This window comes from uncultured Streptococcus sp., from assembly GCF_963545685.1.
Classification (GTDB): Bacteria; Bacillota; Bacilli; order Lactobacillales; family Streptococcaceae; genus Streptococcus.
This window is the reverse complement of the sequence record NZ_CAUUKN010000026.1, coordinates 1-23,538: the sequence shown is the minus strand read 5'-3', so window position 1 is coordinate 23,538 and position 23,538 is coordinate 1. Positions and strand designations below refer to the sequence as shown.

General features: G+C 40.0%; 28 protein-coding genes, 1 tRNA gene and 2 pseudogenes. 27 read left to right on the top strand and 4 right to left on the bottom strand.

The window, feature by feature from the left end:
• From RWZ99_RS06150 to RWZ99_RS06130, 5 genes and pseudogenes are all read left to right on the top strand, one after another.
• Positions 1-191 (top strand): annotated as a pseudogene (locus RWZ99_RS06150) (spermidine/putrescine ABC transporter ATP-binding protein); the annotation flags it as partial.
• Positions 175-969, top strand: coding sequence for an ABC transporter permease (locus tag RWZ99_RS06145; protein WP_314677108.1), 795 nt, complete (start codon positions 175-177; stop codon positions 967-969). The pseudogene RWZ99_RS06150 and the gene RWZ99_RS06145, both read left to right, overlap by 17 nt.
• Positions 966-1,745: an ABC transporter permease gene (locus RWZ99_RS06140; protein WP_314677106.1), complete on the top strand. Its 780-nt coding sequence runs from the start codon at positions 966-968 to the stop codon at positions 1,743-1,745. Before RWZ99_RS06145 ends, RWZ99_RS06140 begins: the two co-directional genes overlap by 4 nt.
• Positions 1,738-2,805, top strand: a complete 1,068-nt coding sequence (locus RWZ99_RS06135; protein WP_314677109.1) for an ABC transporter substrate-binding protein — start codon at positions 1,738-1,740, stop codon at positions 2,803-2,805. Before RWZ99_RS06140 ends, RWZ99_RS06135 begins: the two co-directional genes overlap by 8 nt.
• A gap of 189 nt (positions 2,806-2,994) precedes the next feature.
• Positions 2,995-3,894 carry an SPFH domain-containing protein gene (locus RWZ99_RS06130; RefSeq protein WP_314677105.1) on the top strand — a complete coding sequence of 300 codons (900 nt, stop codon included), beginning with the start codon at positions 2,995-2,997 and terminating at the stop codon, positions 3,892-3,894.
• A 45-nt stretch (positions 3,895-3,939) separates the two neighbouring features.
• Here the strand turns inward: RWZ99_RS06130 and RWZ99_RS06125 are convergent, their stop codons facing one another.
• The gene (locus RWZ99_RS06125) at positions 3,940-4,335 is read right to left on the bottom strand and encodes a VOC family protein (protein WP_314677104.1); all 396 of its coding nucleotides are present in this window, start codon (positions 4,333-4,335) and stop codon (positions 3,940-3,942) included.
• A gap of 115 nt (positions 4,336-4,450) precedes the next feature.
• Here RWZ99_RS06125 and RWZ99_RS06120 point away from each other — a divergent pair, with 115 nt between their 5' ends.
• The 9 genes from RWZ99_RS06120 (at position 4,451) to RWZ99_RS06080 (ending at position 10,640) form a co-directional block, all read left to right on the top strand.
• Positions 4,451-5,344: an ROK family protein gene (locus tag RWZ99_RS06120; protein WP_314677103.1), complete on the top strand. Its 894-nt coding sequence runs from the start codon at positions 4,451-4,453 to the stop codon at positions 5,342-5,344.
• Between the two features lie 153 nt (positions 5,345-5,497).
• On the top strand, positions 5,498-6,592 hold the full coding sequence (serC, locus tag RWZ99_RS06115) for a 3-phosphoserine/phosphohydroxythreonine transaminase (protein ID WP_314677102.1): 1,095 nt from the start codon (positions 5,498-5,500) through the stop codon (positions 6,590-6,592).
• Positions 6,593-6,604: 12 nt separating this feature from the next.
• On the top strand, positions 6,605-7,162 hold the full coding sequence (locus RWZ99_RS06110) for a GNAT family N-acetyltransferase (protein WP_314677101.1): 558 nt from the start codon (positions 6,605-6,607) through the stop codon (positions 7,160-7,162).
• Between the two features lie 18 nt (positions 7,163-7,180).
• The gene (locus RWZ99_RS06105) at positions 7,181-8,359 is read left to right on the top strand and encodes a 3-phosphoglycerate dehydrogenase family protein (protein WP_314677099.1); all 1,179 of its coding nucleotides are present in this window, start codon (positions 7,181-7,183) and stop codon (positions 8,357-8,359) included.
• Positions 8,360-8,414: 55 nt separating this feature from the next.
• Positions 8,415-8,909 (top strand): methylated-DNA--[protein]-cysteine S-methyltransferase, encoded by a 495-nt coding sequence (locus RWZ99_RS06100; RefSeq protein WP_314677097.1) that lies wholly within the window; start codon positions 8,415-8,417, stop codon positions 8,907-8,909.
• Between the two features lie 34 nt (positions 8,910-8,943).
• A complete protein-coding gene (locus RWZ99_RS06095) occupies positions 8,944-9,297 on the top strand; it encodes an arsenate reductase family protein (RefSeq protein WP_314677096.1) in 354 nt (117 codons plus the stop codon).
• A gap of 57 nt (positions 9,298-9,354) precedes the next feature.
• Positions 9,355-9,425, top strand: a tRNA-Thr gene (locus tag RWZ99_RS06090).
• A 152-nt stretch (positions 9,426-9,577) separates the two neighbouring features.
• Entirely contained in the window at positions 9,578-9,952 is a 375-nt protein-coding gene (locus tag RWZ99_RS06085; protein ID WP_314677093.1) for a CidA/LrgA family protein, read from the top strand.
• Positions 9,945-10,640, top strand: a complete 696-nt coding sequence (locus tag RWZ99_RS06080; RefSeq protein ID WP_314677095.1) for an LrgB family protein — start codon at positions 9,945-9,947, stop codon at positions 10,638-10,640. The genes RWZ99_RS06085 and RWZ99_RS06080 overlap by 8 nt, the downstream gene beginning before the upstream one ends.
• A gap of 35 nt (positions 10,641-10,675) precedes the next feature.
• Here RWZ99_RS06080 and RWZ99_RS06075 read toward each other — a convergent pair.
• Positions 10,676-10,792 (bottom strand): annotated as a pseudogene (locus tag RWZ99_RS06075) (IS30 family transposase); the annotation flags it as partial.
• Between the two features lie 125 nt (positions 10,793-10,917).
• On the opposite strand from RWZ99_RS06075, the gene RWZ99_RS06070 reads away from it, so the two are divergent.
• The 7 genes from RWZ99_RS06070 (at position 10,918) to RWZ99_RS06040 (ending at position 17,619) form a co-directional block, all read left to right on the top strand.
• On the top strand, positions 10,918-11,292 hold the full coding sequence (locus RWZ99_RS06070) for a CidA/LrgA family protein (protein WP_314677093.1): 375 nt from the start codon (positions 10,918-10,920) through the stop codon (positions 11,290-11,292).
• Entirely contained in the window at positions 11,285-11,980 is a 696-nt protein-coding gene (locus RWZ99_RS06065; protein ID WP_314677091.1) for an LrgB family protein, read from the top strand. Before RWZ99_RS06070 ends, RWZ99_RS06065 begins: the two co-directional genes overlap by 8 nt.
• An 85-nt stretch (positions 11,981-12,065) precedes the next feature.
• The gene (locus RWZ99_RS06060; RefSeq protein WP_314677090.1) at positions 12,066-12,626 is read left to right on the top strand and encodes an HAD-IA family hydrolase; all 561 of its coding nucleotides are present in this window, start codon (positions 12,066-12,068) and stop codon (positions 12,624-12,626) included.
• Entirely contained in the window at positions 12,627-14,579 is a 1,953-nt protein-coding gene (gene gyrB, locus RWZ99_RS06055) for a DNA topoisomerase (ATP-hydrolyzing) subunit B (RefSeq protein WP_314677088.1), read from the top strand.
• A gap of 96 nt (positions 14,580-14,675) precedes the next feature.
• A complete protein-coding gene (ezrA, locus tag RWZ99_RS06050) occupies positions 14,676-16,400 on the top strand; it encodes a septation ring formation regulator EzrA (protein ID WP_314677087.1) in 1,725 nt (574 codons plus the stop codon).
• Between the two features lie 110 nt (positions 16,401-16,510).
• Positions 16,511-17,158 carry a phosphoserine phosphatase SerB gene (gene serB, locus RWZ99_RS06045; RefSeq protein ID WP_314677086.1) on the top strand — a complete coding sequence of 216 codons (648 nt, stop codon included), beginning with the start codon at positions 16,511-16,513 and terminating at the stop codon, positions 17,156-17,158.
• Between the two features lie 221 nt (positions 17,159-17,379).
• Positions 17,380-17,619, top strand: a complete 240-nt coding sequence (locus RWZ99_RS06040; RefSeq protein ID WP_314677085.1) for a hypothetical protein — start codon at positions 17,380-17,382, stop codon at positions 17,617-17,619.
• 37 nt (positions 17,620-17,656) lie between these two features.
• On the opposite strand, the gene RWZ99_RS06035 is transcribed toward RWZ99_RS06040, so the two are convergent.
• Complete coding sequence (locus RWZ99_RS06035) at positions 17,657-18,547, bottom strand: DMT family transporter (RefSeq protein WP_314677083.1); 891 nt, start codon at positions 18,545-18,547, stop codon at positions 17,657-17,659.
• Between the two features lie 109 nt (positions 18,548-18,656).
• Complete coding sequence (locus tag RWZ99_RS06030) at positions 18,657-19,022, bottom strand: histidine kinase (RefSeq protein ID WP_314677081.1); 366 nt, start codon at positions 19,020-19,022, stop codon at positions 18,657-18,659.
• A gap of 235 nt (positions 19,023-19,257) precedes the next feature.
• Here RWZ99_RS06030 and RWZ99_RS06025 point away from each other — a divergent pair, with 235 nt between their 5' ends.
• The 6 genes from RWZ99_RS06025 to obgE all read left to right on the top strand — a co-directional run bounded on the left by RWZ99_RS06025 (position 19,258) and on the right by obgE (position 23,438).
• The gene (locus tag RWZ99_RS06025; RefSeq protein ID WP_314677079.1) at positions 19,258-19,623 is read left to right on the top strand and encodes an OsmC family protein; all 366 of its coding nucleotides are present in this window, start codon (positions 19,258-19,260) and stop codon (positions 19,621-19,623) included.
• A 93-nt stretch (positions 19,624-19,716) separates the two neighbouring features.
• The gene (locus RWZ99_RS06020) at positions 19,717-20,100 is read left to right on the top strand and encodes a PaaI family thioesterase (RefSeq protein ID WP_314677077.1); all 384 of its coding nucleotides are present in this window, start codon (positions 19,717-19,719) and stop codon (positions 20,098-20,100) included.
• A gap of 14 nt (positions 20,101-20,114) precedes the next feature.
• The gene (locus tag RWZ99_RS06015; RefSeq protein WP_314677076.1) at positions 20,115-21,089 is read left to right on the top strand and encodes a hypothetical protein; all 975 of its coding nucleotides are present in this window, start codon (positions 20,115-20,117) and stop codon (positions 21,087-21,089) included.
• Positions 21,090-21,821 (top strand): pseudouridine synthase, encoded by a 732-nt coding sequence (locus RWZ99_RS06010; protein WP_314677074.1) that lies wholly within the window; start codon positions 21,090-21,092, stop codon positions 21,819-21,821.
• A gap of 81 nt (positions 21,822-21,902) precedes the next feature.
• The gene (locus RWZ99_RS06005) at positions 21,903-22,031 is read left to right on the top strand and encodes a DUF4044 domain-containing protein (protein WP_002884629.1); all 129 of its coding nucleotides are present in this window, start codon (positions 21,903-21,905) and stop codon (positions 22,029-22,031) included.
• Between the two features lie 93 nt (positions 22,032-22,124).
• On the top strand, positions 22,125-23,438 hold the full coding sequence (gene obgE / locus RWZ99_RS06000; RefSeq protein ID WP_314677072.1) for a GTPase ObgE: 1,314 nt from the start codon (positions 22,125-22,127) through the stop codon (positions 23,436-23,438).
• The last annotated feature ends 100 nt before the right edge of the window (positions 23,439-23,538 follow it).

The following is a 23,538-nucleotide window of genomic DNA, read 5'->3' as shown; positions in this document are numbered from 1 at the left end:
ATTCAACCCGTAAGGCGATTGAGGGTGAGATTATAGGTCTTGATTTTACGCCTGAAGATATTCATATCATGCGTCTTAATGAGACAGAGGAAGAATTCGATGCTCGTATTGAAGAATATGTGGAAATGGAAGAGCCTGAGGATGGCTTGATTAATGCCATTGAGGAGGAGCGTCATGAAGAAAACAGCTAGCCTCTTCTCGGTACCCTACCTTCTTTGGCTCTTACTTTTCGTAGTTGCTCCAGTACTCATGCTGCTCTACCAGTCATTCTTTGACATCAGTGGCAATTTTACTTTGGACAATTATGGAACCTTCTTTTCCAGTTGGACTTATTTAAGGATGAGCTTTAACTCGGTCCTTTATGCGGCCATCATAACCATAGTGACACTCCTCATCTCTTATCCGACGGCATATCTCCTAACCAGGCTGAAGCATAAACAACTTTGGTTGATGTTAGTTGTTTTACCAACCTGGGTCAATCTTCTTCTAAAAGCTTATGCATTTATGGGGATTTTTGGACAACAAGGTGGTATCAATGCCTTTCTTGGTTTTTTTGGCATTGCCCCCATGCAAATCCTCTTTACAGATTTCTCTTTCATTTTTGTAGCCAGTTATATTGAAATTCCATTTATGATTCTACCGATTTTTAATGCTTTAGATGATTTGGATGAGAATATTGTCAATGCAAGTAAGGATTTAGGAGCTAATGATTGGCAGACCTTTACCAAGGTTATCTTTCCTTTGTCGCTTAATGGGGTACGCTCGGGTGTACAATCGGTCTTCATTCCTAGTCTTAGCCTCTTCATGCTAACACGTTTGATTGGTGGGAACCGAGTTATTACACTAGGAACGGCTATCGAACAGCATTTCCTTACAACACAAAACTGGGGAATGGGTGCGACTATTGGTGTTGTGCTTATTGCTGCTATGATTGCAACCATGTGGTTAACAAAGGAGAGACGTCAATGAAAAAATTTGCAAATCTCTATTTAGCTCTAGTCTTTGTTATCCTCTACCTACCTATTTTCTATTTGATCGCCTTTTCTTTCAATAGTGGTGGTGATATGAATAGTTTCACAGGATTTACTCTTGATAACTATCAGAGCATGTTTTCAGATAGTCGACTCATGTTGATTTTAGCTCAAACCTTCTTTTTAGCTTTTCTTAGTGCCCTCTTGGCGACGATTATTGGTACCTTTGGGTCAATTTTTATCTATGAGAGCAAACAGAAGCAGCAGACTGGAATCTTATCCCTAAATAACGTACTAATGGTTGCACCAGATGTTATGATTGGTGCGAGTTTCTTGATTCTCTTTACCTTGATTGGTTTCCAACTTGGCTTTGTATCGGTTTTGTTGAGTCACATTGCTTTCTCAATCCCAATCGTGGTTCTCATGGTTTTGCCACGTCTCAAGGAAATGAATCGAGACATGGTGAATGCAGCTTATGACCTGGGTGCGACCCAATGGCAGATGTTACGTGAGGTTATGTTGCCATACTTGACACCTGGTATTATCGCTGGTTATTTCATGGCCTTTACCTATTCTTTGGATGACTTCGCAGTAACCTTCTTTGTAACAGGTAATGGTTTTTCAACACTTGCTGTGGAAATTTACTCACGTGCTCGTAAAGGGATTTCCTTGGAAATCAATGCCCTATCAACGGTTGTCTTCCTGTTCTCTATTCTTCTAGTCATTGGATATTATATGATTACCAAGGAAAGAAAGGAGGAGCATGATGCGTAAACTCTATCAATTTCTGGCAGGGATTTTAGCAATTATTTTCTTCCTTTGGGGAATTTCTGCCTATATGCAAAGTCGCACCGGAAATGCTTCGGACAAACTTGTTATTTATAACTGGGGTGACTATATTGATCCTGATCTCTTGACCAAGTTCACTAAAGAAACAGGAATCAAGGTCCAGTATGAAACTTTTGATTCCAACGAAGCTATGTATACTAAAATTAAGCAAGGTGGTACTACTTACGATATCGCTGTGCCGTCAGACTATACCATTGATAAAATGGTCAAGGAAGACCTTTTAGTGAAGTTGGATAAATCTAAAATCCATGGCTTTGAGCAGATTGGTTCAAGTTTTAAAGGACTTAGTTTCGATCCCAATAATTACTATTCTATCCCTTATTTCTGGGGAACAGTCGGAATCATCTATAATACTAAATTGGTGGAAAAAGCTCCTCAGCACTGGAATGATCTTTGGTCACCCGAATACAGAAACCAGATTATGTTGGTTGATGGCGCGCGTGAAGTTATTGGTTTTTCTCTCAATAGCTTGGGCTACAGTTTGAATACCAAGAACATGACCGAATTGCGTTTAGCTGAAACTAAACTCAATAGCCTAACACCAAATATTAAAGCCATTGTGGGTGATGAGATGAAGGGTTACATGATTCAAGGTGATGCAGCTATTGGAGTAACCTTCTCAGGGGAAGCCAGTGAGATGCTCGATAAAAATGAGGATCTTCGTTATGTTGTTCCATCTGAAGGCTCAAATCTGTGGTTTGATAATCTGGTCATTCCTAAAACAGTAAAGCATGAAAGAGAAGCTTATGCTTTTATCAATTTCATGCTTAAACCGGAAAATGCAGCCCAAAATGCTGAGTATATCGGTTATGCCACACCTAACGAGGCAGCCAAAGCCTTACTTCCAAAGAGTATTACTGATGATAAAGCCTTTTACCCATCAGAATCAACCATCAAAAACCTTGAAGTCTATAATAACTTAGGTCAAAAATGGCTTGGGATTTATAACGATATTTACCTTCAAGTGAAGATGTATCGTAAATAAAAAGTTTCCTGTTGGATTGTTAGATTTTAAGCTTAGTTACAAAATACGAGAGGCTGAAGCGCTAGTGTTTCAGCCTCTTTTCTGATTGTCCAAGTTTTTGAAAAAGATATACTATTTTTCTTGAATAATTGTATTACTGTGCTACAATAAAATAAAGAATTATTTAAAGGTTATTATGGAGGTCTTAACATGCAAGTAGTAGTTTTCTTTTTACTGATTCCATTATTGATTATCTTGGGAATTCTCATCAGTATGCTTTATGTCGTACGTCAACAGTCAGTAGCCATCGTTGAACGTTTTGGACGCTATCAAAAAATCGCAACGAGTGGTATTCACATGCGTTTGCCATTCGGTATCGATAAAATTGCAGCTCGTATTCAGCTACGTTTGCTTCAAAGTGAGATTGTGGTTGAAACCAAGACAAAGGACAATGTCTTTGTTATGATGAATGTGGCTACTCAGTATCGTGTAAATGAGCAAAATGTTACCGATGCTTACTATAAACTCATGCGTCCAGAGGCTCAAATTAAATCATACATTGAGGACGCCCTTCGTTCATCAGTTCCTAAATTGACGCTTGATGAGCTTTTTGAGAAGAAAGATGAAATCGCCCTTGAGGTTCAACACCAAGTGGCCGAAGAAATGACAACTTATGGTTACATCATTGTTAAGACCTTGATTACCAAGGTTGAGCCAGATGCTGAAGTCAAGCAGTCTATGAACGAAATCAATGCTGCCCAACGTAAGCGTGTAGCAGCCCAAGAATTGGCAGAAGCTGATAAAATCAAGATTGTCACAGCAGCTGAAGCCGAAGCTGAAAAAGACCGTCTTCATGGTGTTGGTATTGCCCAACAACGTAAAGCTATCGTTGATGGTTTGGCTGAATCTATTGCAGAACTTAAAGAAGCCAATGTGGGTATGTCTGAAGAACAGATTATGTCGATTCTCTTGACCAACCAATATCTTGATACTCTTAATACTTTTGCGGCTAAAGGTAATCAAACCTTATTCTTGCCAAATAATCCAAACGGAGTTGATGATATTCGTACCCAAATTTTGTCATCCTTAAAGGTCGATAATAAAAAATAAGTAAAAAAGGAGCCAGGTGATATCTAATCTGACTTCTTTTTTTACTTATTTTTCCAAGAACTGAGCTAAACGGATAACCTCGATTTTATAGCCATCTGGATCAGTAATAAAGTAATACATTTTTGGTTTACCAGGTAGACCTGAGAGATCGGTGACAGTATAGCCAGCCTCTTTGTGGGCTTGGTGTGTGGCTTCTAGGTCATCAACACCAACAGCGATGTGTCCGTAACCATTTCCAAGGTCATAAGCTTCATGATCGTAGTTGTATGTCAATTCCAACTCGTAATCGGGATCATCTTCTAGTTGCATGTAGACAAGAGTGAACTTATATTCTGGGAAATCGTTACGACGGACTTCCTTGAAACCAAGCGCTTCTTGATAAAATTTTAGTGAAGCTTCTAGGTCTTTAACACGGACACAAGTGTGTAGAAATTTAGACATGTGAGAGACTCCTTTTGTTTAGTTTTCTAAGACCATAATAGCATTTTGATAGTGTTTTTTCTAGTCTCAGCAATTTTGTGCTATAATGACGAAAAAGAATCTGTGGAGGATGATAATGACGATTTTAGCAATTGATTTTGGAGGGACTCAGGTAAAATCTGCTCTTGTTTCGGAGGACTTAGTCCTCGAAAAGAGTTTGCCAACGCAATCATCCCCTCAGACCTTGGATCAGGCTCTCGATGTTATTGATCAGTTAGTAACTTCAGTTGAAGCAACTTTATCAGGCATTGCAATTAGTGTTCCTGGAACTGTTGATACGGATGAGGGTGTGATTTATCACGGCGGTTTGTTGAGATTCTTTCATGGTTTTCGTATCAAAGAAGTCCTGCAAGCCAAGTATCATTTGCCAGTAGCGGCGCTTAATGATGGTAAGGCAGCAGCCTTGGCTGAACTAGCCACAGGTCACTTGAAAGGAGTGACTAACGGTGCTGCCCTTGTTTTAGGGTCAGGCCTTGGTGGTGGTATTATAATCAATGGTAAACTTTTTCAAGGAAGCCATTTCCAAGCAGGGGAGTTGACCTTTCTCCTTCCTCTTCAAATGGAAAAGGTCGATCCTTCATTGATGCGAGGAACAACTCTTTCAGCTGTTGGTTTAATTACTAAAGTCAATGAGATTTTAGCTAGTCCTGATTTAAAAGATGGTTTGGTTGCCTTTAAGGCAATCAATGCTAAAAAGGAAGACGTTTATCCAATCTTTGAGACCTATTGTCGCAATCTAGCCATTACCATATTGAATCTTCAAACTATCTTTGATATGGAAACCTTTGTTCTTGGAGGAGGTATTTCAGCTCAGCCTATTCTTATAGAAGAAGTCAACCGCCAGTTTGATAAGGTTCGCCATGAGATTGATTTTATCGGTAAAATTATTAAACGTCCAAAGATTGTAGCCTGTCATCATCATAATGGAGCAAATCTAATCGGTGCGACCTATTTTCTTAAGCAGAGATGACGGATAGTAAATTCAATTACTTGCAAAAATATACAGAAAATACCTAACTTTTTTGTTACGAATGGGTAATTCCGTTCGTTTTTTGTTGTTAGGACTTTACAATATTCTGAAAATTCGCTATAATGGGACCATTAAAATTTTGGAGGTGTCTTTATGACAATTTATAATTTCTCAGCAGGACCTGCTACATTACCAAAACCAGTGCTTGAAAAGGCACAAGCTGAATTGCTTAACTACCAAGATTCCGGTATGTCCGTGCTAGAAATGTCCCACCGTTCTCCAGAATTTGACAAAATCGTTAAAGATGCGGAAGCGACACTTCGTGAGCTCATGGCCATCCCTGATAATTATAAGGTTATTTTCTTACAAGGTGGCGCTTCAACACAATTTACAATGGTCCCACTTAACCTGGCTCAAGGTAAGAAAGCTTACTACCTTGTAGGTGGTTCATGGGGTAAAAAAGCCTATACTGAAGCTGTCAAGCTTTCAAAAACGATTCCTTTTGAACCAATTCTTTTGGCGTCATCTGAGGATACTGTTTACGATCATATTCCAAGTTTTGATCCTTCAACGATTGATCCAGAAGCCGCTTATGTTCACTTGACTACTAATAATACAATTGAGGGAACATCTATCTACGATTTACCTGATACTAATGGTGTGCCGATTGTAGCAGATATGTCTTCAAATATCTTAGCAGCGCGTTATAACGTTGAGGATTTTGCTCTCATCTATGCTGGTGCTCAGAAAAATATTGGACCTGCTGGTGTGACAGTGGTTATCGTTCGTGAAGATTTCCTTAACGATCAACCTCAATTGTCTGCCATGTTGGACTACCGTATTCAAGCAGAAGCTGGATCACTCTACAATACACCACCATGTTTCAATATCTATATTTCAAAACTCGTCTTTGACTGGGTAAAAAATGAAATTGGTGGCGTAGAAAAGATGGCGGAAATTCAACGTGAAAAATCAGGTCTTCTTTATGACTATATCGAATCATCTGATTTCTACACCAATCCTGTTAAAGATCCTAAGGACCGTTCTGTCTGCAACATTCCATTTGTCACACCAAGTAAAGACTTGGATGCCAAATTTGTAGCAGAAGCAGATGCTCTTGGTTTCAAGAACATCAAGGGTCACCGTTCAGTGGGTGGTATGCGTGCCAGTGTTTATAACGCCTTCCCACGTCAAGGTGTGCTTGATTTGATCGACTTTATGAAGAAATTTGAAGCTGAAAATAAATAATTAGGTAAAGAGATGGAAATTAGACAAGCTTTCCCAAATGAAATTAGTGCTATCATGACCGTGATTGAGAGTGCTAGAGCTACTTTAGCGCAAGCTGGCAGTTCCCAATGGCAAGGGGCTGATGGTTATCCTACTGAAGAAACTATCTTTGATGATGTTCTTAAAGGGCAAGCCTATGTGGGTATCATTGATGGTCAAATTGTTTCTTATGCTGCTGTGATTACTGATGGAGACCCTGCTTACGACCAAATCTATGATGGAGACTGGAAGCATCATAATAAGCGCTATGTTACCTTTCATAGAATTGCCGTTTTAAGAGAATTTACGGGTCAGAAAATCGCTCAAACCTTTATTCAAGGTCTTATTGAGGGGACAGATGCGCATGATTTCCGTTGCGACACGCATGAAAAAAATCTTGTCATGCAGCATATTTTGGAGAAACTTGGCTATGTCTATTGTGGTAAGGTTCTTATTGATGGAGAACGACTTGCCTATCAGAAAATCAAAACCAAGAGAGAGAAGGCTTTTTATCAAGAAGTTGATGAAGCTGCTCACCACGGGATTCATTAATTTAAGAGGAATAAAATTATGGTATTTAGCGTAAAAACATATAATAATATTAACCAAATTGGTTTGAAGGAACTTGGAAATCATTTCCAAATTGATGGTGATTTAGCGGAAAATCCGGATGCATATATCATCCGTAGTCAAAGTCTCCATAATACTGTCTTCCCTGACAACTTGAAAGCTATTGCGCGTGCTGGTGCAGGGACTAACAATATCCCAGTTGATGAAGCAACTGAAAAAGGGATTGTTGTCTTCAATACTCCAGGAGCTAATGCTAATGCAGTTAAAGAAGCTGTTTTGGCTTCTATCCTGCTTTCAGCACGTGACTATATTGCGGCCAATGCTTGGGTTAACACACTTAGTGGTGACGATGTGCCTAAACAAATCGAAGCAGGGAAGAAGCAGTTTGCGGGTAGCGAGATTGCTGGTAAGACACTGGGTGTTATTGGCCTTGGTGCCATCGGTGCACGCATTGCCAATGACGCTTACCGTTTGGGAATGAAGGTCTATGGTTATGATCCATATGTTTCTATTGAAGCAGCTTGGAATATTTCTCACCATGTAAGACGTGTCTCTGATTTAAAAGAAATCTTTGAAAACTGTGACTATATTACTATTCATGTACCTTTGAACGATGATACGAGAGCAACTTTTGATTCTGAAGCATTTAATAACATGCAAAAAGGAACAACAATTATCAACTTTGCTCGTGCAGAATTGGTAGACAATGAGGCACTCTTTGATGCTTTGGAAACAGGTGTTGTTAAACGTTATATCACTGACTTTGGTACAGAAGAACTGCTTAACAAACCTAAGGTGACAGTCTTCCCACACGTTGGTGGTTCAACGGGTGAAGCGGAGCTTAACTGTGCAATTATGGCAGGGCAAACCATCCGTCGCTTCATGGAAACAGGTGAAATTGTTAACTCTGTAAACTTCCCACGTGTGCAACAGGCCTTGAGTGCTCCCTATCGTATCACTTTGATTAATAAAAACGTGCCTAACATTGTCGCCCGTATCTCAACAGCGGTTTCTGATTTTAATATCAATATTGATAATATTATCAACCGTTCTAAGGGTGATTATGCCTATACTCTTCTTGACCTTGATGAAACAGACAAGTCTAAGATTGATGAATTGGTTGCTAAGTTTGAGGCTAGTGACAATATCGTACGTGTACGTTTGATTAAAGGTAAATAAATAGAATTAAGATGACAGGAACAAGAGTTTCCTGTCTTTTTGGAATAATTAAAATATGCTTTATCGTCAGTATTATTTATCTCCAATTGGTCGCTTATCCTTGGTCGCAAGTGACCATACACTTTATGGGGTTTGGTTGGAAGGACAAAAATATTTTCAAGCAGGTGTTAAGGAAGAGAACTTAGTAGATGCTTCAAATCCCATCTTGGAAATGTCCAGGCAGTGGTTGGATGCCTATTTTAAAGGTGACAAACCAAGTCCAGCTAATCTCCCTTTAGCTGATAGAGGGACCACTTTTCAACAAAAGGTTTGGTCAGCTTTAAGTGAAATTCCTATGGGGCAAATCAGAACCTATGGTCAGATTGGTAAGGCAATCTCTTGTCAATCAGCACAGGCTGTAGGAAGTGCTATTGGTAAGAATCCCTGGCTGATTATCACCCCTTGTCATCGTGTTTTGCCCAGTAGTGGTCACTTAGGAAATTATGCGGCAGGAGAGGATGCCAAGCGTTTCTTACTCTGTTTGGAAGGCTTTAGGATTGACAAGTCTTAGATAGATAGCTTATGCTAGAGAAAAGGAGAAAAACATGTACACTTTTTATGAATATCCAAAATGTAGCACATGTCGTAAGGCAAAAGCAGAACTCGATCAATTAGGTTTAGATGTCGAGTCTATTAACATTAAGGAAAATCCCCCATCAGCGCAATTGCTAAAGAAACTCTTAGCGGAGTCAGATTTAGAGCTCAAGAAATTCTTTAATACGAGTGGACAATCCTATCGTTCTCTAGGTTTAAAAGATAAGCTACCAACATTGTCTCTTGATGAAGCTGTTGATCTCTTGGCTTCAGACGGGATGTTGATTAAACGTCCTATCTTAATTAAGGATGGTAAGGTTTTACAGGTTGGTTATCGTAGTCCTTACCAAGACTTAAATTTATAAAAAATAAGCAAAAAATCTTGCCACAGTAAATGGAAATGTGGTAAGATAAAAACAGTTGCCGCTATAGTTAAATGGTATAATAGAGCAATGGTAATGCTCCGTTCCGAGTTCAATTCTCGGTGGTGGCATCTGTGAATAAATCCAGCCTCAGGGTTGGATTTTTTTATGGTTTAAGGAGTTGAATATCGATTGATGATTTTTCAAAAGAATTTACTGAAAACTCTTGAAATTCAAAAAAAAAGGAGTAGACTAATAGGTGATTAAACCTAGGAGGCAACTCGTGAAATACTACGTTCAATTCATGTTGATTTGTTTGTTTGCTGTTATTGGTGAAGCTCTGTCAACCTTTTTTAAATTACCTATACCTGGAAGTATCATAGGCTTATTCTTGCTTCTGATTGCCCTACAGCTTAAGTGGATTCGTCTGCGTCATATCCATGCTGTGGCAGAATTTTTAATAGCCAATATGACTATTCTTTTTTTACCAGCAGGTGTCGGTATTATGGAACGATGGAATGCTATTTCGGCGAATATTGTTCCAATTATTTTGATTATCATGGGTGCCTTGGTTCTTAATATTGTAGTGATTGCAGTAGTTGTCGGCTTTATCAAAAAACACTTTGAAGGTGATTATAAGGAGGTTAAGCGTGGCTGATTTTTTTAACACACCCTTGTTTGGTTTAACCCTTTCAGTATTGGCATACACACTGGGGCTTTTGATTCATCGCCGTTTCCCTAATCCTTTGACAACGCCTCTTCTTGTGTCAACTGCCTTGATTATTGTCATTTTGCACTATACAGGCATTTCTTACAAGGATTACTATGTAGGTGGCTCTTATCTTAACAGTTTGATTATTCCTTCAACAGTTGCTCTAGCTGTCCCTTTTTATAAAAACCTCCACCTCATGCGTCATCACTATAAGAGTATCTTAATTGGATCAACAGTTGCTTGTATTCTTAACACTACTTATACCGCTTTGATTGCTAAGCTTTTTGGTATGAATTATTTCCTTGCTATTTCTCTCTTTCCTAAGTCTGTAACGACTGCCATGGCTGTAGGGATTTCGGAAAAAATGCAAGGGATTACAACAGTAACCTTGGTCGTAGTTGTTATTACGGGAATCTTAACCTCAGTTTTAGGACCTGTCTTTTTAAAGATGATTGGTATTAAAGACCCAGTCGCTATCGGTCTTTCCCTAGGAGGAACTGGTCATGCTGTTGGTACTGGAGCTGCCTTCAGATATGGTCAGGTTGCAGGTGCCATGGGTGGTCTATCAATCGCTGTAACAGGAATTTTATATGTCTTTATTAGTCCTATTGTGGCTAGTTTAATTCTGAGATAAAAAATTAGGTTTGGATAACAAATTTCAAGTCCAAGTCAGCCACCGTGTAACACCTCTCTAGGAGATCTGTAATCCAATACTTTCTTTGGATAGTTGTTAATCCAATTTTCAATGAATGCGACTTGTTGTTGGGTCGCTTTTTTACTGCTTTTTTCAAATAAAAAGAGAAGACCAAACTGGTCCTCTCTAGGTGTTAGCTTTTCATCTACCCACTACAGTTGACAAAGAGCCAATAAAAGGAGTAGACTAGTAGGACACTAAACCTAGGAGGCAACTCGTGAAATACTACGTTCAATTCATGTTGATTTGTTTGTTTGCTGTTATTGGTGAAGCTCTGTCAACCTTTTTTAAATTACCTATACCTGGAAGTATCATAGGCTTATTCTTGCTTCTGATTGCCCTACAGCTTAAGTGGATTCGTCTGCGTCATATCCATGCTGTGGCAGAATTTTTAATAGCCAATATGACTATTCTTTTTTTACCAGCAGGTGTCGGTATTATGGAACGATGGAATGCTATTTCGGCGAATATTGTTCCAATTATTTTGATTATCATGGGTGCCTTGGTTCTTAATATTGTAGTGATTGCAGTAGTTGTCGGCTTTATCAAAAAACACTTTGAAGGTGATTATAAGGAGGTTAAGCGTGGCTGATTTTTTTAACACACCCTTGTTTGGTTTAACCCTTTCAGTATTGGCATACACACTGGGGCTTTTGATTCATCGCCGTTTCCCTAATCCTTTGACAACGCCTCTTCTTGTGTCAACTGCCTTGATTATTGTCATTTTGCACTTTACCGGCATTTCTTACAAGGATTATTACGTAGGTGGCTCTCATCTTAACAGCTTAATTATCCCGTCAACGGTTGCCCTAGCTGTCCCCTTTTATAAAAATCTCCACCTTATGCGTCATCACTATAAGAGCATCTTAATTGGGTCAACAGTTGCCTGTGTTCTTAACACTACTTATACTGCCTTGATTGCTAAGCTTTTTGGTATGGATTATTTCCTTGCTATCTCTCTCTTTCCTAAGTCTGTAACGACTGCCATGGCTGTAGAGATGACGGAAAAAATGCAGGGAATTACAACAGTGACCTTGGTCGCAGTTGTTATTACGGGAATCTTAACCTCTGTTTTAGGACCTGTCTTTTTAAAGATGATAGGCATTAAAGACCCAGTCGCTATCGGACTTTCTCTAGGAGGAACTGGGAGTGCCGTTGGCATTGGAGCTGCCTTCAAATATGGTCAGGTTGCAGGTGCCATGGCTGGTCTATCAATCGCTGTAACAGGGATTTTATATGCCATTATTAGTCCTATTGTGGCTAGTTTAATTCTGAAATAAAAAATTAAGGTTTGGGTAGGTTTTCCAAGCCTTTTTAGCTATGAAAAACAAGCAAAATCTGACCTTTTATGTTATAATTAAGGTTATGAATTATGGAGATTATATCTGGGATTTAGGTGGTACCTTGTTGGATAATTACCAGGTATCAACCCAAGCCTTTCTAGCAACTTTGGAACAATTTGAGCGTACAGCAGAAAGTCAAGCAGTCTATGATGCCCTTAAGGTATCAACGAGTACTGCCATTGCTATGTTTGCGCCTGATATAACGGATTTTCGCACTCTCTATAAGCAAGAAGAGGCCAAACATTTAAAAGAACCTGTGCTTTTTGAAGGTGCTAAGGATGTCCTTGCAAAGATTGTGGCTGAGGGCGGACGTAATTTCTTGGTTAGCCACCGTAATCACTTGGTGCTAGATATCCTTGATAGAGCGAAGATTGCTCATTATTTTACAGAAGTTGTAACTTCTGAAAATGGTTTTGCTAGAAAACCTAGTCCAGATAGTTTTCTTTATTTAATTAAAAAATACGATATTAAACATGGCTTGGTCATTGGTGACCGCCAGATAGACATAGAGGCTGGAGAAGCAGCGGGTCTGGATACCTTGCTTGTTGATGGCCATAAATCATTATTGGAGATTGTGACATAGATGACTGATGAATTAAAAAATCTTGAAGAAAAAGCGCAAGAATATGATGCCAGCCAGATTCAGGTCTTAGAGGGACTTGAAGCGGTACGTATGCGCCCAGGAATGTATATTGGCTCGACCTCAAAAGAAGGATTACATCACTTGGTATGGGAGATTGTCGATAACTCAATTGATGAAGCCTTGGCAGGCTTTGCCACACATATCAGAGTTTTTATTGAACCTGATAATTCTATCACGGTTATTGACGATGGTCGTGGTATCCCAGTCGATATTCAAGAAAAAACAGGCCGTCCTGCTGTTGAGACAGTCTTTACTGTTCTTCACGCTGGTGGTAAATTCGGCGGAGGCGGTTATAAGGTCTCTGGTGGTTTGCACGGGGTTGGTTCTTCGGTCGTTAATGCCCTCTCAACTCAGCTTGATGTTAAGGTTTATAAAAACGGTCATATCCACTTCCAAGAGTATAAACGAGGAGTTGTGGTAGACGACTTAACGATTATTGGTGAAACTGAGGAACATGGAACGACTGTTCACTTTACGCCAGATCCAGAAATTTTCCAAGAAACGACAGAGTTTGACTTTGGAAAATTAGCTAAACGTATCCAAGAGCTAGCCTTTCTGAACAAGGGACTACGTATTTCTATTACAGATAAGCGTGAAGGTCTTGAACAAGAGAAACATTATCACTATGAGGGTGGGATTACATCTTATGTGAAGTACATCAATGAAAATAAAGATGTTATCTTTGATGAGCCTATCTACACAGATGGTGAGATGGATGGTATTTCAGTCGAAGTTGCTATGCAGTATACGACTGGCTACCATGAAACGGTGATGAGTTTTGCCAATAATATCCACACTCACGAAGGTGGTACTCATGAACAAGGTTTCCGTACAGCTCTTACTCGTGTTATCAATGATTATGCACGTCAAAATAAGATTCTCAAAGAAAAAGATGATAATCTGACTGGGGACGATGTTCGTGAAGGCTTGACTGCTATCATCTCTGTCAAGCATCCAAACCCACAGTTTGAAGGTCAAACCAAGACCAAACTTGGAAACTCTGAAGTTGTTAAGATTACCAATCGTCTCTTCAGCGAAGCCCTAAGTCGCTTCCTCTTGGAAAATCCCGCTATCGCTAAAAAGATTGTTGAAAAAGGAATTCTGGCTTCTAAGGCCCGTATCGCTGCTAAGCGTGCTCGTGAAGTAACACGTAAGAAGTCAGGTCTTGAAATTTCAAATCTTCCAGGGAAGTTGGCAGATTGTTCGTCAAACAATGCTGAAATGAATGAGCTCTTCATTGTCGAAGGGGACTCAGCCGGTGGTTCTGCCAAATCAGGTCGTAATCGTGAATTCCAAGCAATCTTGCCAATTCGTGGTAAAATTTTGAACGTTGAGAAGGCTAGTATGGATAAGATTCTAGCCAACGAAGAGATTCGTTCTCTTTTTACAGCTATGGGAACTGGTTTTGGATCAGAATTTGATGTCAGCAAGGCTCGCTATCACAAGTTAGTTATCATGACCGATGCCGATGTCGATGGAGCTCACATTCGTACCTTGCTCTTGACCTTGATTTACCGCTTTATGCGTCCAGTCTTGGAAGCTGGCTATGTCTACATTGCACAACCACCAATTTATGGTGTTAAGGTTGGTTCCGAAATTAAAGAATACATCCAGCCAGGTGCGGATCAAGAAGAAAAATTGCGTGCTGCTCTTGAAAACTACAGTGTGGGACGTTCAAAACCTACGGTACAACGTTATAAAGGTTTAGGTGAAATGGATGACCACCAACTTTGGGAAACTACCATGGACCCTGAAAATCGTTTGATGGCACGTGTTTCTGTGGATGATGCTGCAGAGGCCGATAAGATTTTCGATATGCTGATGGGAGACAAGGTTGAACCTCGTCGCGAATTTATCGAAGAAAATGCCGTTTACAGTACTCTGGATATCTAATATTCTTTTAGAAAAGGGTGCAATGCTAGGATAACTATGATATAATCGTAATGTTATTCTACATTTATGAACATAATAGACGATTAAGGAGAAACTATGTCTAGCGGAATTGTTTTACTGATTGTAGTGGTAGTTATACTTGTAATTGTCGCTTACTTAGTCGGTATTCTTATTAGAAAACGAAATGATTCGCGGATTGCACAGCTTGAAGAACGCAAGCAAAAATTGTTTGACTTGCCAATTAACGAAGAAATTGAAGAAGTTAAAAAGCTTCACTTGATTGGACAAAGTCAAACAACTTTCCGTGAATGGAATCAGAAATGGATAGATATCTCGACAAATTCATTCGCAGATATTGAAAATCATATTTTCGAAGCTGAAAATATGAATGATACCTTCCATTTCTTCAAGGCTAGTGGTGAAATCAATAATATTGAGAGTCAGTTAGATCTTATGGAAGAAGACATTAAGTCTATCCGTGAGGCGCTCTCAACCTTGAAAGAACAAGAAGAAAAGAACAGTGCTCGCGTTAAACATGCACTTGACTTGTACGAAGAGTTGCAAAATTCTATCGAGGAAAACTCTGATAATTTTGGCTCTACTATGAGTGAGATCAATAAACAGCTTAAAAACATTGAAGCTGAGTTTGCTGAATTCGTGACTCTTAACTCATCAGGTGACCCTGTTGAGGCATCAAGTATTTTGGACCGTGCAGAGGAGCACACCATTGCTTTGGGGCAAATTTCAGAGAAGATTCCAGCCATTGTAGCTAAGTTGGAAGATGATTTCCCAGATCAGTTGGATGATTTGGAATCTGGCTACCGCAAGTTGATTGAGCAAAATTACCACTTCCCTGAGAAAAATATCGAACGTCGCTTCCAGGAAATTCGTGAAGCTATCCGTTCAAACTCAAGTGAGTTAGTTTCTCTTGATTTGGATCGTGCGGAAGAAGAAAACGTTGAGATTCAAGAAAAAATTGACAACTTGTATAGCATTTTCGAACGTGAAATTGCATCATACAAGGTTGTTATGCGTCAAAAGAAAATTTTGCCAGATTATCTCAAGCATGCTAAAGAAAACAACAAGAAACTTCAAGAAGAGCTTGAGCGTCTCATGTTGACTTATATTTTCGATGAAACTTATGCAGCAGATGTACGTAACTTTGCTTCAGATATTTCAGGTGTTGAGACAGCTGTTCTTCCACCCCTTGAAAACTTTGAGAATCAGGAGAAACCTTTCTCAGAACTTGAAAAGATCTTCGAAAAAAGTCTCAATACCTTGTCTGCTGTTGAAAATGGACAGGTTGAGGTTTTTGAAAATCTTCGATCTATCGAGAAAAACGAAGCTAAGGCACGTGAAGAGCTTGATGTTTATGTTAATAAATTGCATGTTATCAAGCGTTACATGGAAAAACGTAATCTTCCAGGTATTCCTCAATCCTTCTTGAGTGTATTCTTCTCAACAAGTGCACAAATTGAAGCTCTCATGGATGAGCTCAGCCGTGGACGTATCAATATTGATGCGGTAATGCGTTTGACTGAAACGTCAAAAAATGCCATTGAACATTTGGAAGAGACTGCTTATTTGGTTGTTCAAAATGCAACATTGACTGAGCAACTCTTGCAGTACTCAAACCGTTACCGTTCTTTCGAACCTGCTGTTCAAAGTAGCTTTGAGCATGCGCTTAAATTGTTCGAAGTTGACCATGACTACGATGCATCTTTGGAAGAAATCTCTTACGCCTTGGAAACAGTAGAACCAGGTGTAACAGATCGTTTTGTATCGTCTTACGAAAAAACACGCGAACAAATTCGTATGTAAGAGAAAGATTCTGGGCCTTGGTCCAGGATTTTTTTGAAGAAACTTATCTCTTTTTAGGTTGATGAAGAGCCTAATAAAAGTTATATAGTTATTAAAGAATAGAGGTCATTATGTCAGAAGTAAAAGGCTTATTAGTTATGGATGTAGACTCAACTCTTGTCCAAGAAGAAGTAATTGATTTATTGGGGGAAGAGGCTGGTGTTGGTCGAGAGGTCGCCGAAATTACAGAGCGTGCCATGCGTGGAGAATTAGATTTCAGACAGGCTCTGAATGAGCGTGTGGCAACTCTTAAGGGATTACCTGATAGCATATTTGATAAGGTCTATGCCCGCATTCATTTCAACAAGGGAGCCAAGGAACTTGTGGATGAACTCCACTCACGTGGCTTCAAGGTTGGTTTAGTTTCTGGTGGTTTCCATGAGACAGTTGATAGACTGGCAAAAGAGGCAGGTATTGATTATGTGAAGGCTAATCACCTTGAGGTGGTCGATGGTGTCTTAACTGGTAAGGTTTATGGTGAGATTGTTACCAAAGATGTCAAGGTAGCCAAACTTAGAGATTGGGCAGCAGAAAATGGTCTTACACTCTCTCAAACCATTGCTATGGGTGATGGAGCTAATGATTTGCCTATGATTAAGACAGCTGGCATAGGTATCGCCTTTTGTGCCAAACCAGTTGTCCGTGAACAAGCTCCTTACCAAATTACAGAACCAGATTTGTATAAGGTGATTGAGATTTTGGATGAGGTTAAGAAATAGTAGAAAAAGAGTCCGTTGGATTATTCCAATGGACTTTTTGCATATCTAAAAAGCACCGAATCGGTGCCACTTTTTTCAAGTTGTATATGGACTAGGCCTTATTTTAACTCGCTGTATTATCTCGAATGGTTTAAATCCCTTTGTTATAACGATTTTCGGTTGACTTCTCTTAAAACTCATCTTATCATAGAGGAGTATAGTTTTGAAATGGGGGAAGGGACATGTTATACGAATATCCAGCTATTTTTCACACGATTGAGGAAGGTTACAAGATTAGTTTTCCTGATTTTGGTCGGAGTATTCAGGCAGCTTCTTTGCCTGAAGCTATGACGAAATCGTCAGTCTTTTTGGCTCATATGATTAATAATTATGGAGATAAGGTCTTGCCTGTGCCGACGGCAGTAAGTAGTATTCCTAATGAGGAAGAGCTTGTTGTTTTGATTCAGGTGGAACTTGATTGACAGCAAAAAACTCTTGGAAGATTAATTTCCGAGAGTTTTAATTTTTATTAGCTACATAGACTCCAAGGACTACCAAGATTCCCGCTAAAATTTGTAACTGTGAGAAGGGCTCGCCTAAGACGACTACAGCAGCTAAAATTGAGATAATCGTGGATATGCCGATGAAAGAAGCTGTTCGGTTAACCCCGATAGTTGCGATAGCAAAATTTGAGAGGATGTACCCTATAACACTACAGCCTAATCCTTGGTAAAGGATGGTTATGGCGAACTTTGGACTAATCCAAGGGAGCGTTAAGAGCTCTTTCAAGTTACCTGCTAGAAAGCTATGGCTTAGTGCAAAGAGTCCAAATGTAAGGCAACCACTGGCTAACATAAAATAGGTAATCTCAAAGCTAGTGAATTGACTGGCTTTTTCAACGTCAACGCAATAAAGGGCATAGGAGACAACGGCTAGACCTAAAATGAAGTAGCCGACGAGTGAGAAGTCGGTGGAGATACCCGCAGCAAAGACGGCAATGATAATACCAATGAGGGTTGTAATGACACCGACCACTTGCCAACGACTTGGCCATTCTTTCAAAATAAGACTAGACATGATAAGTGCGACAACCGGAATGCAAGCGAGGAATGCTCCACTTTCAGAGGCAGTAGTCATACGAATCCCAACCGTTTCGCAGATAAAATAGATAACAGGATTAAGAATGGCAATACGTGTCAGAGGTTTGAGATTTCTGCCATTTATGGTTATCCTATGTCTTCTTGAGAGAAGATATAGGTTGACAAAGAAGAAGGCTGTGACAAAACGCCAAGAGATTAAAGCAAGGTCACTGACCTGTGCTGTAATCGATTTGGTAAAGATAAAACTGAGCCCAAAAAGGATCTCGCAGGTAGCTGCAGCCAAACATCCCAAGATGATTTTATTTTTCATTGTCTCACCCCCTGATTATAGATTTCCACGCCTATTATAGCACCTTTAGGGAGCGTTTTCATTAATCTGAACCTAAAAAAGACTAGCAGAATAGCTAGCCTATCTTATATTAGTTACCAATTGAGACAGTTCCATCTGAGCCAACTTTGACATTTGTACCGTCTTGGCTATTCACTTCAACTGAACCATCTTGACCAACTGTTGCGCTGTTGCCTTCGCTATCGTTGGCTTCAACAGTATTTTCACCATTTGTTTTGGCTGAGTTACCTTTTCCGTCGTTCACTTCAGTCGAACCGTCTTTGTTGACTTTAACTGAAGCACTTGAATCAGTAGAAGAAGAGTCTTTTGTCACCTTACTTGATGATGGTGAAGAAGATGATGAGTCAGTTTTGTCTTTGGAGTTGCCACATGCTACTAGGGTCAACAAGGTAAGAACTGAGACAGAGGCTAAAGTTAATTTAGAAAATACTTTCATAATAATCTCCCTTTTTTATTAGTAAATTTATTTTAAATGAAAACTCATTAAAATAAAAGCGCTTCCAGTTGTTTTTGCCTAACTGTAATCCCTTGGTAATATGGGCGTTGTACAAGACTAATCTGTTGGAAAATAAGAGGATTCCCTTAAGGTTTACGATAGATATTTCAGAGCATTCAGTTCGGTTGTTAGGCTTCTCTTTGTTATAATAAGAGAAAACAATTGGAGGTGCATTATGTATCAAACGACGATTAAAGGTGACAAACGCTATCATTCACTTTCAGAGGGCTACGGAGCACCTGTGGAACTCTTTGGTTATACGGAAGATGGGGAGACACCCATGAGTTTGGTGAATATTGCTTTAGCCTCTTGCGTGACCATGTGTCTACAGAGTTATTTTGCCAAGTTTCAAGGAATAGAGGAGCTTGCAATTCAGGTTGACTCTAGCTATGAAGAAGGGCATTTCAAGCTTGGAATTCATTTACCTAAGGACTTGAATGTTGATAATGAGCAGGAAATCTTGGCTTTTGTAGATAATTATTGCCGAGTGAAGAAGCTTTTTCGTGAGGATATAGAAGTTGATATCAGTTTAGTCAAATAAGCTTGTTATCCGTCGAGAACTTCGTGTTATACTAGTAGCTATAGACAACCTATTTCATTCGTGGTGGAATGGGTATTGATAGGAGGGCTTGCTATGCAAGACAAACTACATGAAATCCGTGTGTTTGAGAATTTTCAAGAAGAACTATTTGAAACTGGGCATGTGATTGTCACAACTGAGGTGGTCGAGAAGTCCTTGAATTATTTTGGTAATGCTCATGGTGGTTATTTGTTTACGCTCTGTGATCAGGTGGCAGGACTTGTGGCACTTTCAACAGGGGACTACGCTGTGACTCTTCAGTCCAATATCAATTATTTAAAGGCAGGCCATTTGTCTGACCAACTCAAGATTGAAGGTCTTTGTGTGCATAATGGTAAAACGACCAAGGTGGTAGAAGTCCTCATTACCAATCAGGAGGAAAAAATTCTTACTAGAGCGACCTTTACCATGTATGTGACGGGCTCGGTTTCGGAGTAGAGAAGGGGGAGCTTATGTCAGATTTTCAAACTATGGATGACTTTGCAGTCTTTGTAAATGACTACCTGACACCAGACCAATTGAGTGTTCAGGCCTATTCTTATGCCTCTGATCAGCAGGAGCTTTCTCTTCTTGTAACCATTGACGATTATGAGATGATGTGTCGTTGGCATGCCGTCTGGACTTTTTCTGGCTTATACCAGGCCTTTTTTCAGTCCGTAATGGATTTGGATAATAGTTTTTCTATCGATGCTGAAAGTCTGACTATGAAGGTACGACTTAGGGACCAAGAACTCCTGTTTCAAGCGAATGGTCTGGAGATGGTGGTTATTGATTCGCCTGACTCCCTTTATCGTTTAGCTGATGTGTCATTCAATGAGGGAGGCAAGCATTTCACCTACCTTTGTGAAGATAAGAGTGTGAGAGCTGAAGATTGGGTATTGGTTCCTATTGGATCTGGAAATGTTGAAAAAGAAGCATTTGTAGAAAAAATTTCCTATGTCCTAGCTGATGAGGTTCCAGTTGAGCTGACAAAGCTTAAAAAAGTGATACAAAAGCTAGATTTAGTAACCGTCCGTTATGATGTGAAGCTTGTTCGAAAAGGTTTTTTGAGTTTTTCAGGGATGGCTTTTGATGGTGAGGAACTAGGCAAGCCAACAGATTTCCTCTGGCTACCTTTTTTGGCAGAGCAAGATGATTTGGCTGTTCCGACCTATGGTATTCGGATTAATGATGGGAGTCGAAAGACTTATGTAACAGCCTTGGCTGGTGAGGACAATAGTCTGGAAATGATTGCCCTTGCGCCAGCTACTTATGCCATTTTCAAGTTGAAGGGTCCTGCAACGGCAGCTATCTGGGAAAGTTTTCATTATGCTAAGAAACATTTCGAGATAATTGACCAACCAAGTGTAGAGGTTTATCCCCCAGGGAATCGTCAGGCTGATGATTATGAGATGGAAGTATGGATTCCAATAAAGGAGGAAGTATAGATGCGTCTGGACAAGTTTTTGGTGGACTGTGGTGTTGGCAGTCGTAGTCAAGTCAAGACCTTTCTGAAAAAGAAGCAAGTGACCGTAAATGAGCAGGTGGAGACATCACCTAAGACTCAGATCGATGAGAATAAAGACCGAATTGCTTACTTGGGTCAGGAGTTGACACATGAGGCCTTTGTTTACTATCTTTTAAATAAACCGCAAGGTGTCATTTCAGCAACGGAAGATTCCCGTCATAAGACTGTACTCGATTTACTCGATGACACAGCAAAACATAAGCAGGTTTTTCCAGTTGGTCGTTTGGATATTGATACTCATGGTCTTCTTCTATTGACCAATAATGGAGACTTAGCCCACGCTATGCTATCTCCCAAGAAACATGTGGACAAGATTTATCAGGCCAAGGTGGCTGGTATCATGGATGAAGAGGATATCTTGGCTTTTGAAAAAGGGATTGAGCTTAAAGACCATACTTGTCAGCCAGCTAAATTAGAGATTATATCAGTCGACAGGAATGCGAGTACTAGTTTGGTCCAAATTACCATTGCCGAGGGAAAATTCCATCAGGTTAAGCGTATGGTAGCTGCTTGCGGTAAGGAAGTGGCAGATTTACAACGTTTGAAAATGGGACCTTTAAGTCTGCCAAAGGATTTAGAGCTTGGTGCTTGGCGACGTTTGACACAGGAGGAGTTAGATGCTCTAACTATTTTTGGAATTCCTTTGACTTAAGCTTGTCTAGTAGTTGCGAAATAGGCGGATTTTTGTTACTATTATTGTGATATTTTAGAAGAAAAAACGAGGTAAATTCAAGTGGCATTTGGAGATAACGGACCACGTAAGAAATCATTTTTTGAACGCTTAACAGTATTAGTCGTTTTGATTATGCTATTAGTAACAGTTGGGGCATTGATTTTCCAAGCAGTCGCAGCTGTCCTTTAAGACGCTATCAAGCGTTTTTTTGTGTATGTCGAAAATTCTTTCGTCTGAGATTGAATTAGAGCGCGGCATACAAATCAGAAAGAGAGAATATAGATGAGTATGTTTTTAGATACAGCCAAGATCAGTGTCAAAGCCGGTCGTGGTGGCGATGGGATGGTTGCCTTCCGTCGTGAAAAATATGTGCCAAATGGCGGTCCTTGGGGCGGTGACGGTGGTAAGGGTGGCTCAGTCATTTTCAAGGTTGACGAAGGCTTACGCACCCTTATGGATTTCCGTTACAACCGTAAGTTTAAAGCCAAGAATGGTGAAAAAGGGATGACCAAGGGTATGCATGGTCGAGGGGCTGAGGACCTTATCGTTAGTATCCCGCCTGGTACGACAGTGCGTGATGCTGAAACAGGCAAGGTTATTACTGATATGGTCGAGGATGGCCAAGAGTTTGTCATTGCTCACGGTGGACGTGGTGGACGTGGAAATATCCGTTTTGCGACACCTCGTAATCCAGCCCCTGAAATCGCCGAAAATGGTGAACCAGGTGAAGAGCGTGAACTTCAATTGGAATTGAAGATTTTGGCTGATGTTGGTTTGGTTGGTTTCCCTTCTGTTGGTAAATCAACAATTCTCAGTGTGGTAACGGCAGCAAAACCAAAGATTGGTGCCTACCACTTTACGACAATTGTTCCTAACTTGGGGATGGTCCGTACAAAGTCAGGAGAGAGCTTTGCCATGGCCGACCTTCCAGGATTGATTGAAGGTGCTAGCCAAGGGGTTGGTTTGGGAACACAGTTCCTCCGCCACATCGAGCGTACACGTGTTATCCTTCATGTGATTGATATGTCAGCGAGTGAGGGACGTGATCCTTACGAGGACTATCTTCAAATTAACAAAGAGTTGGAAACTTATAATTTGCGCTTGATGGAACGTCCACAAATTATTGTTGCTAATAAGATGGACATGCCTGAGGCTGAGGAAAACTTGAAAGAGTTTAAGGAAAAATTGGCTGCTAACTATGATGAATTTGATGAGTTGCCACAAATTTTTCCAATTTCAAGTTTGGCCCATCAAGGTTTGGAAAATCTTTTGGAAGCTACTGCTGAACTACTTGATCAAACAGATGAATTCTTGCTCTATAACGAAGATGATATGGAACAAGAAGAAGTTTACTATGGCTTTAACGAAGATGAACGTCCATTTGAAATCAGTCGTGACGATGATGCTTCATGGGTGCTTTCTGGTGAAAAACTTGAAAAACTCTTTGTCATGACTAACATGGAACGTGACGAATCTATTATGAAATTCGCTCGTCAATTGCGTGGTATGGGAGTTGATGAAGCACTTCGTGAACGTGGTGCTAAGGATGGCGATATTGTTCGTATTGGTAACTTCGAATTTGAGTTTGTGGATTGACGTTGATAGACTTTCTAAGTGCTGAAGCACTTGAAAGTCTACGGCAGCCACTATGGTGCTCTGCCTATCAACCTCACTAACTGCCTAAAGTCGGTATTAT

What these genes read in the sequence shown, in the direction of transcription:
- RWZ99_RS06145 (WP_314677108.1), top strand. Translation starts at nt 175, where the DNA reads ATGAAGAAAACAGCTAGCCTCTTCTCGGTACCCTACCTTCTTTGGCTC.
- RWZ99_RS06140 (WP_314677106.1), top strand. Translation starts at nt 966, where the DNA reads ATGAAAAAATTTGCAAATCTCTATTTAGCTCTAGTCTTTGTTATCCTC.
- RWZ99_RS06135 (WP_314677109.1), top strand. Translation starts at nt 1,738, where the DNA reads ATGCGTAAACTCTATCAATTTCTGGCAGGGATTTTAGCAATTATTTTC.
- RWZ99_RS06130 (WP_314677105.1), top strand. Translation starts at nt 2,995, where the DNA reads ATGCAAGTAGTAGTTTTCTTTTTACTGATTCCATTATTGATTATCTTG.
- RWZ99_RS06125 (WP_314677104.1), bottom strand. Translation starts at nt 4,335, where the DNA reads ATGTCTAAATTTCTACACACTTGTGTCCGTGTTAAAGACCTAGAAGCT.
- RWZ99_RS06120 (WP_314677103.1), top strand. Translation starts at nt 4,451, where the DNA reads ATGACGATTTTAGCAATTGATTTTGGAGGGACTCAGGTAAAATCTGCT.
- serC (WP_314677102.1), top strand. Translation starts at nt 5,498, where the DNA reads ATGACAATTTATAATTTCTCAGCAGGACCTGCTACATTACCAAAACCA.
- RWZ99_RS06110 (WP_314677101.1), top strand. Translation starts at nt 6,605, where the DNA reads ATGGAAATTAGACAAGCTTTCCCAAATGAAATTAGTGCTATCATGACC.
- RWZ99_RS06105 (WP_314677099.1), top strand. Translation starts at nt 7,181, where the DNA reads ATGGTATTTAGCGTAAAAACATATAATAATATTAACCAAATTGGTTTG.
- RWZ99_RS06100 (WP_314677097.1), top strand. Translation starts at nt 8,415, where the DNA reads ATGCTTTATCGTCAGTATTATTTATCTCCAATTGGTCGCTTATCCTTG.
- RWZ99_RS06095 (WP_314677096.1), top strand. Translation starts at nt 8,944, where the DNA reads ATGTACACTTTTTATGAATATCCAAAATGTAGCACATGTCGTAAGGCA.
- RWZ99_RS06060 (WP_314677090.1), top strand. Translation starts at nt 12,066, where the DNA reads ATGAATTATGGAGATTATATCTGGGATTTAGGTGGTACCTTGTTGGAT.
- gyrB (WP_314677088.1), top strand. Translation starts at nt 12,627, where the DNA reads ATGACTGATGAATTAAAAAATCTTGAAGAAAAAGCGCAAGAATATGAT.
- ezrA (WP_314677087.1), top strand. Translation starts at nt 14,676, where the DNA reads ATGTCTAGCGGAATTGTTTTACTGATTGTAGTGGTAGTTATACTTGTA.
- serB (WP_314677086.1), top strand. Translation starts at nt 16,511, where the DNA reads ATGTCAGAAGTAAAAGGCTTATTAGTTATGGATGTAGACTCAACTCTT.
- RWZ99_RS06040 (WP_314677085.1), top strand. Translation starts at nt 17,380, where the DNA reads ATGTTATACGAATATCCAGCTATTTTTCACACGATTGAGGAAGGTTAC.
- RWZ99_RS06035 (WP_314677083.1), bottom strand. Translation starts at nt 18,547, where the DNA reads ATGAAAAATAAAATCATCTTGGGATGTTTGGCTGCAGCTACCTGCGAG.
- RWZ99_RS06030 (WP_314677081.1), bottom strand. Translation starts at nt 19,022, where the DNA reads ATGAAAGTATTTTCTAAATTAACTTTAGCCTCTGTCTCAGTTCTTACC.
- RWZ99_RS06025 (WP_314677079.1), top strand. Translation starts at nt 19,258, where the DNA reads ATGTATCAAACGACGATTAAAGGTGACAAACGCTATCATTCACTTTCA.
- RWZ99_RS06020 (WP_314677077.1), top strand. Translation starts at nt 19,717, where the DNA reads ATGCAAGACAAACTACATGAAATCCGTGTGTTTGAGAATTTTCAAGAA.
- RWZ99_RS06015 (WP_314677076.1), top strand. Translation starts at nt 20,115, where the DNA reads ATGTCAGATTTTCAAACTATGGATGACTTTGCAGTCTTTGTAAATGAC.
- RWZ99_RS06010 (WP_314677074.1), top strand. Translation starts at nt 21,090, where the DNA reads ATGCGTCTGGACAAGTTTTTGGTGGACTGTGGTGTTGGCAGTCGTAGT.
- obgE (WP_314677072.1), top strand. Translation starts at nt 22,125, where the DNA reads ATGAGTATGTTTTTAGATACAGCCAAGATCAGTGTCAAAGCCGGTCGT.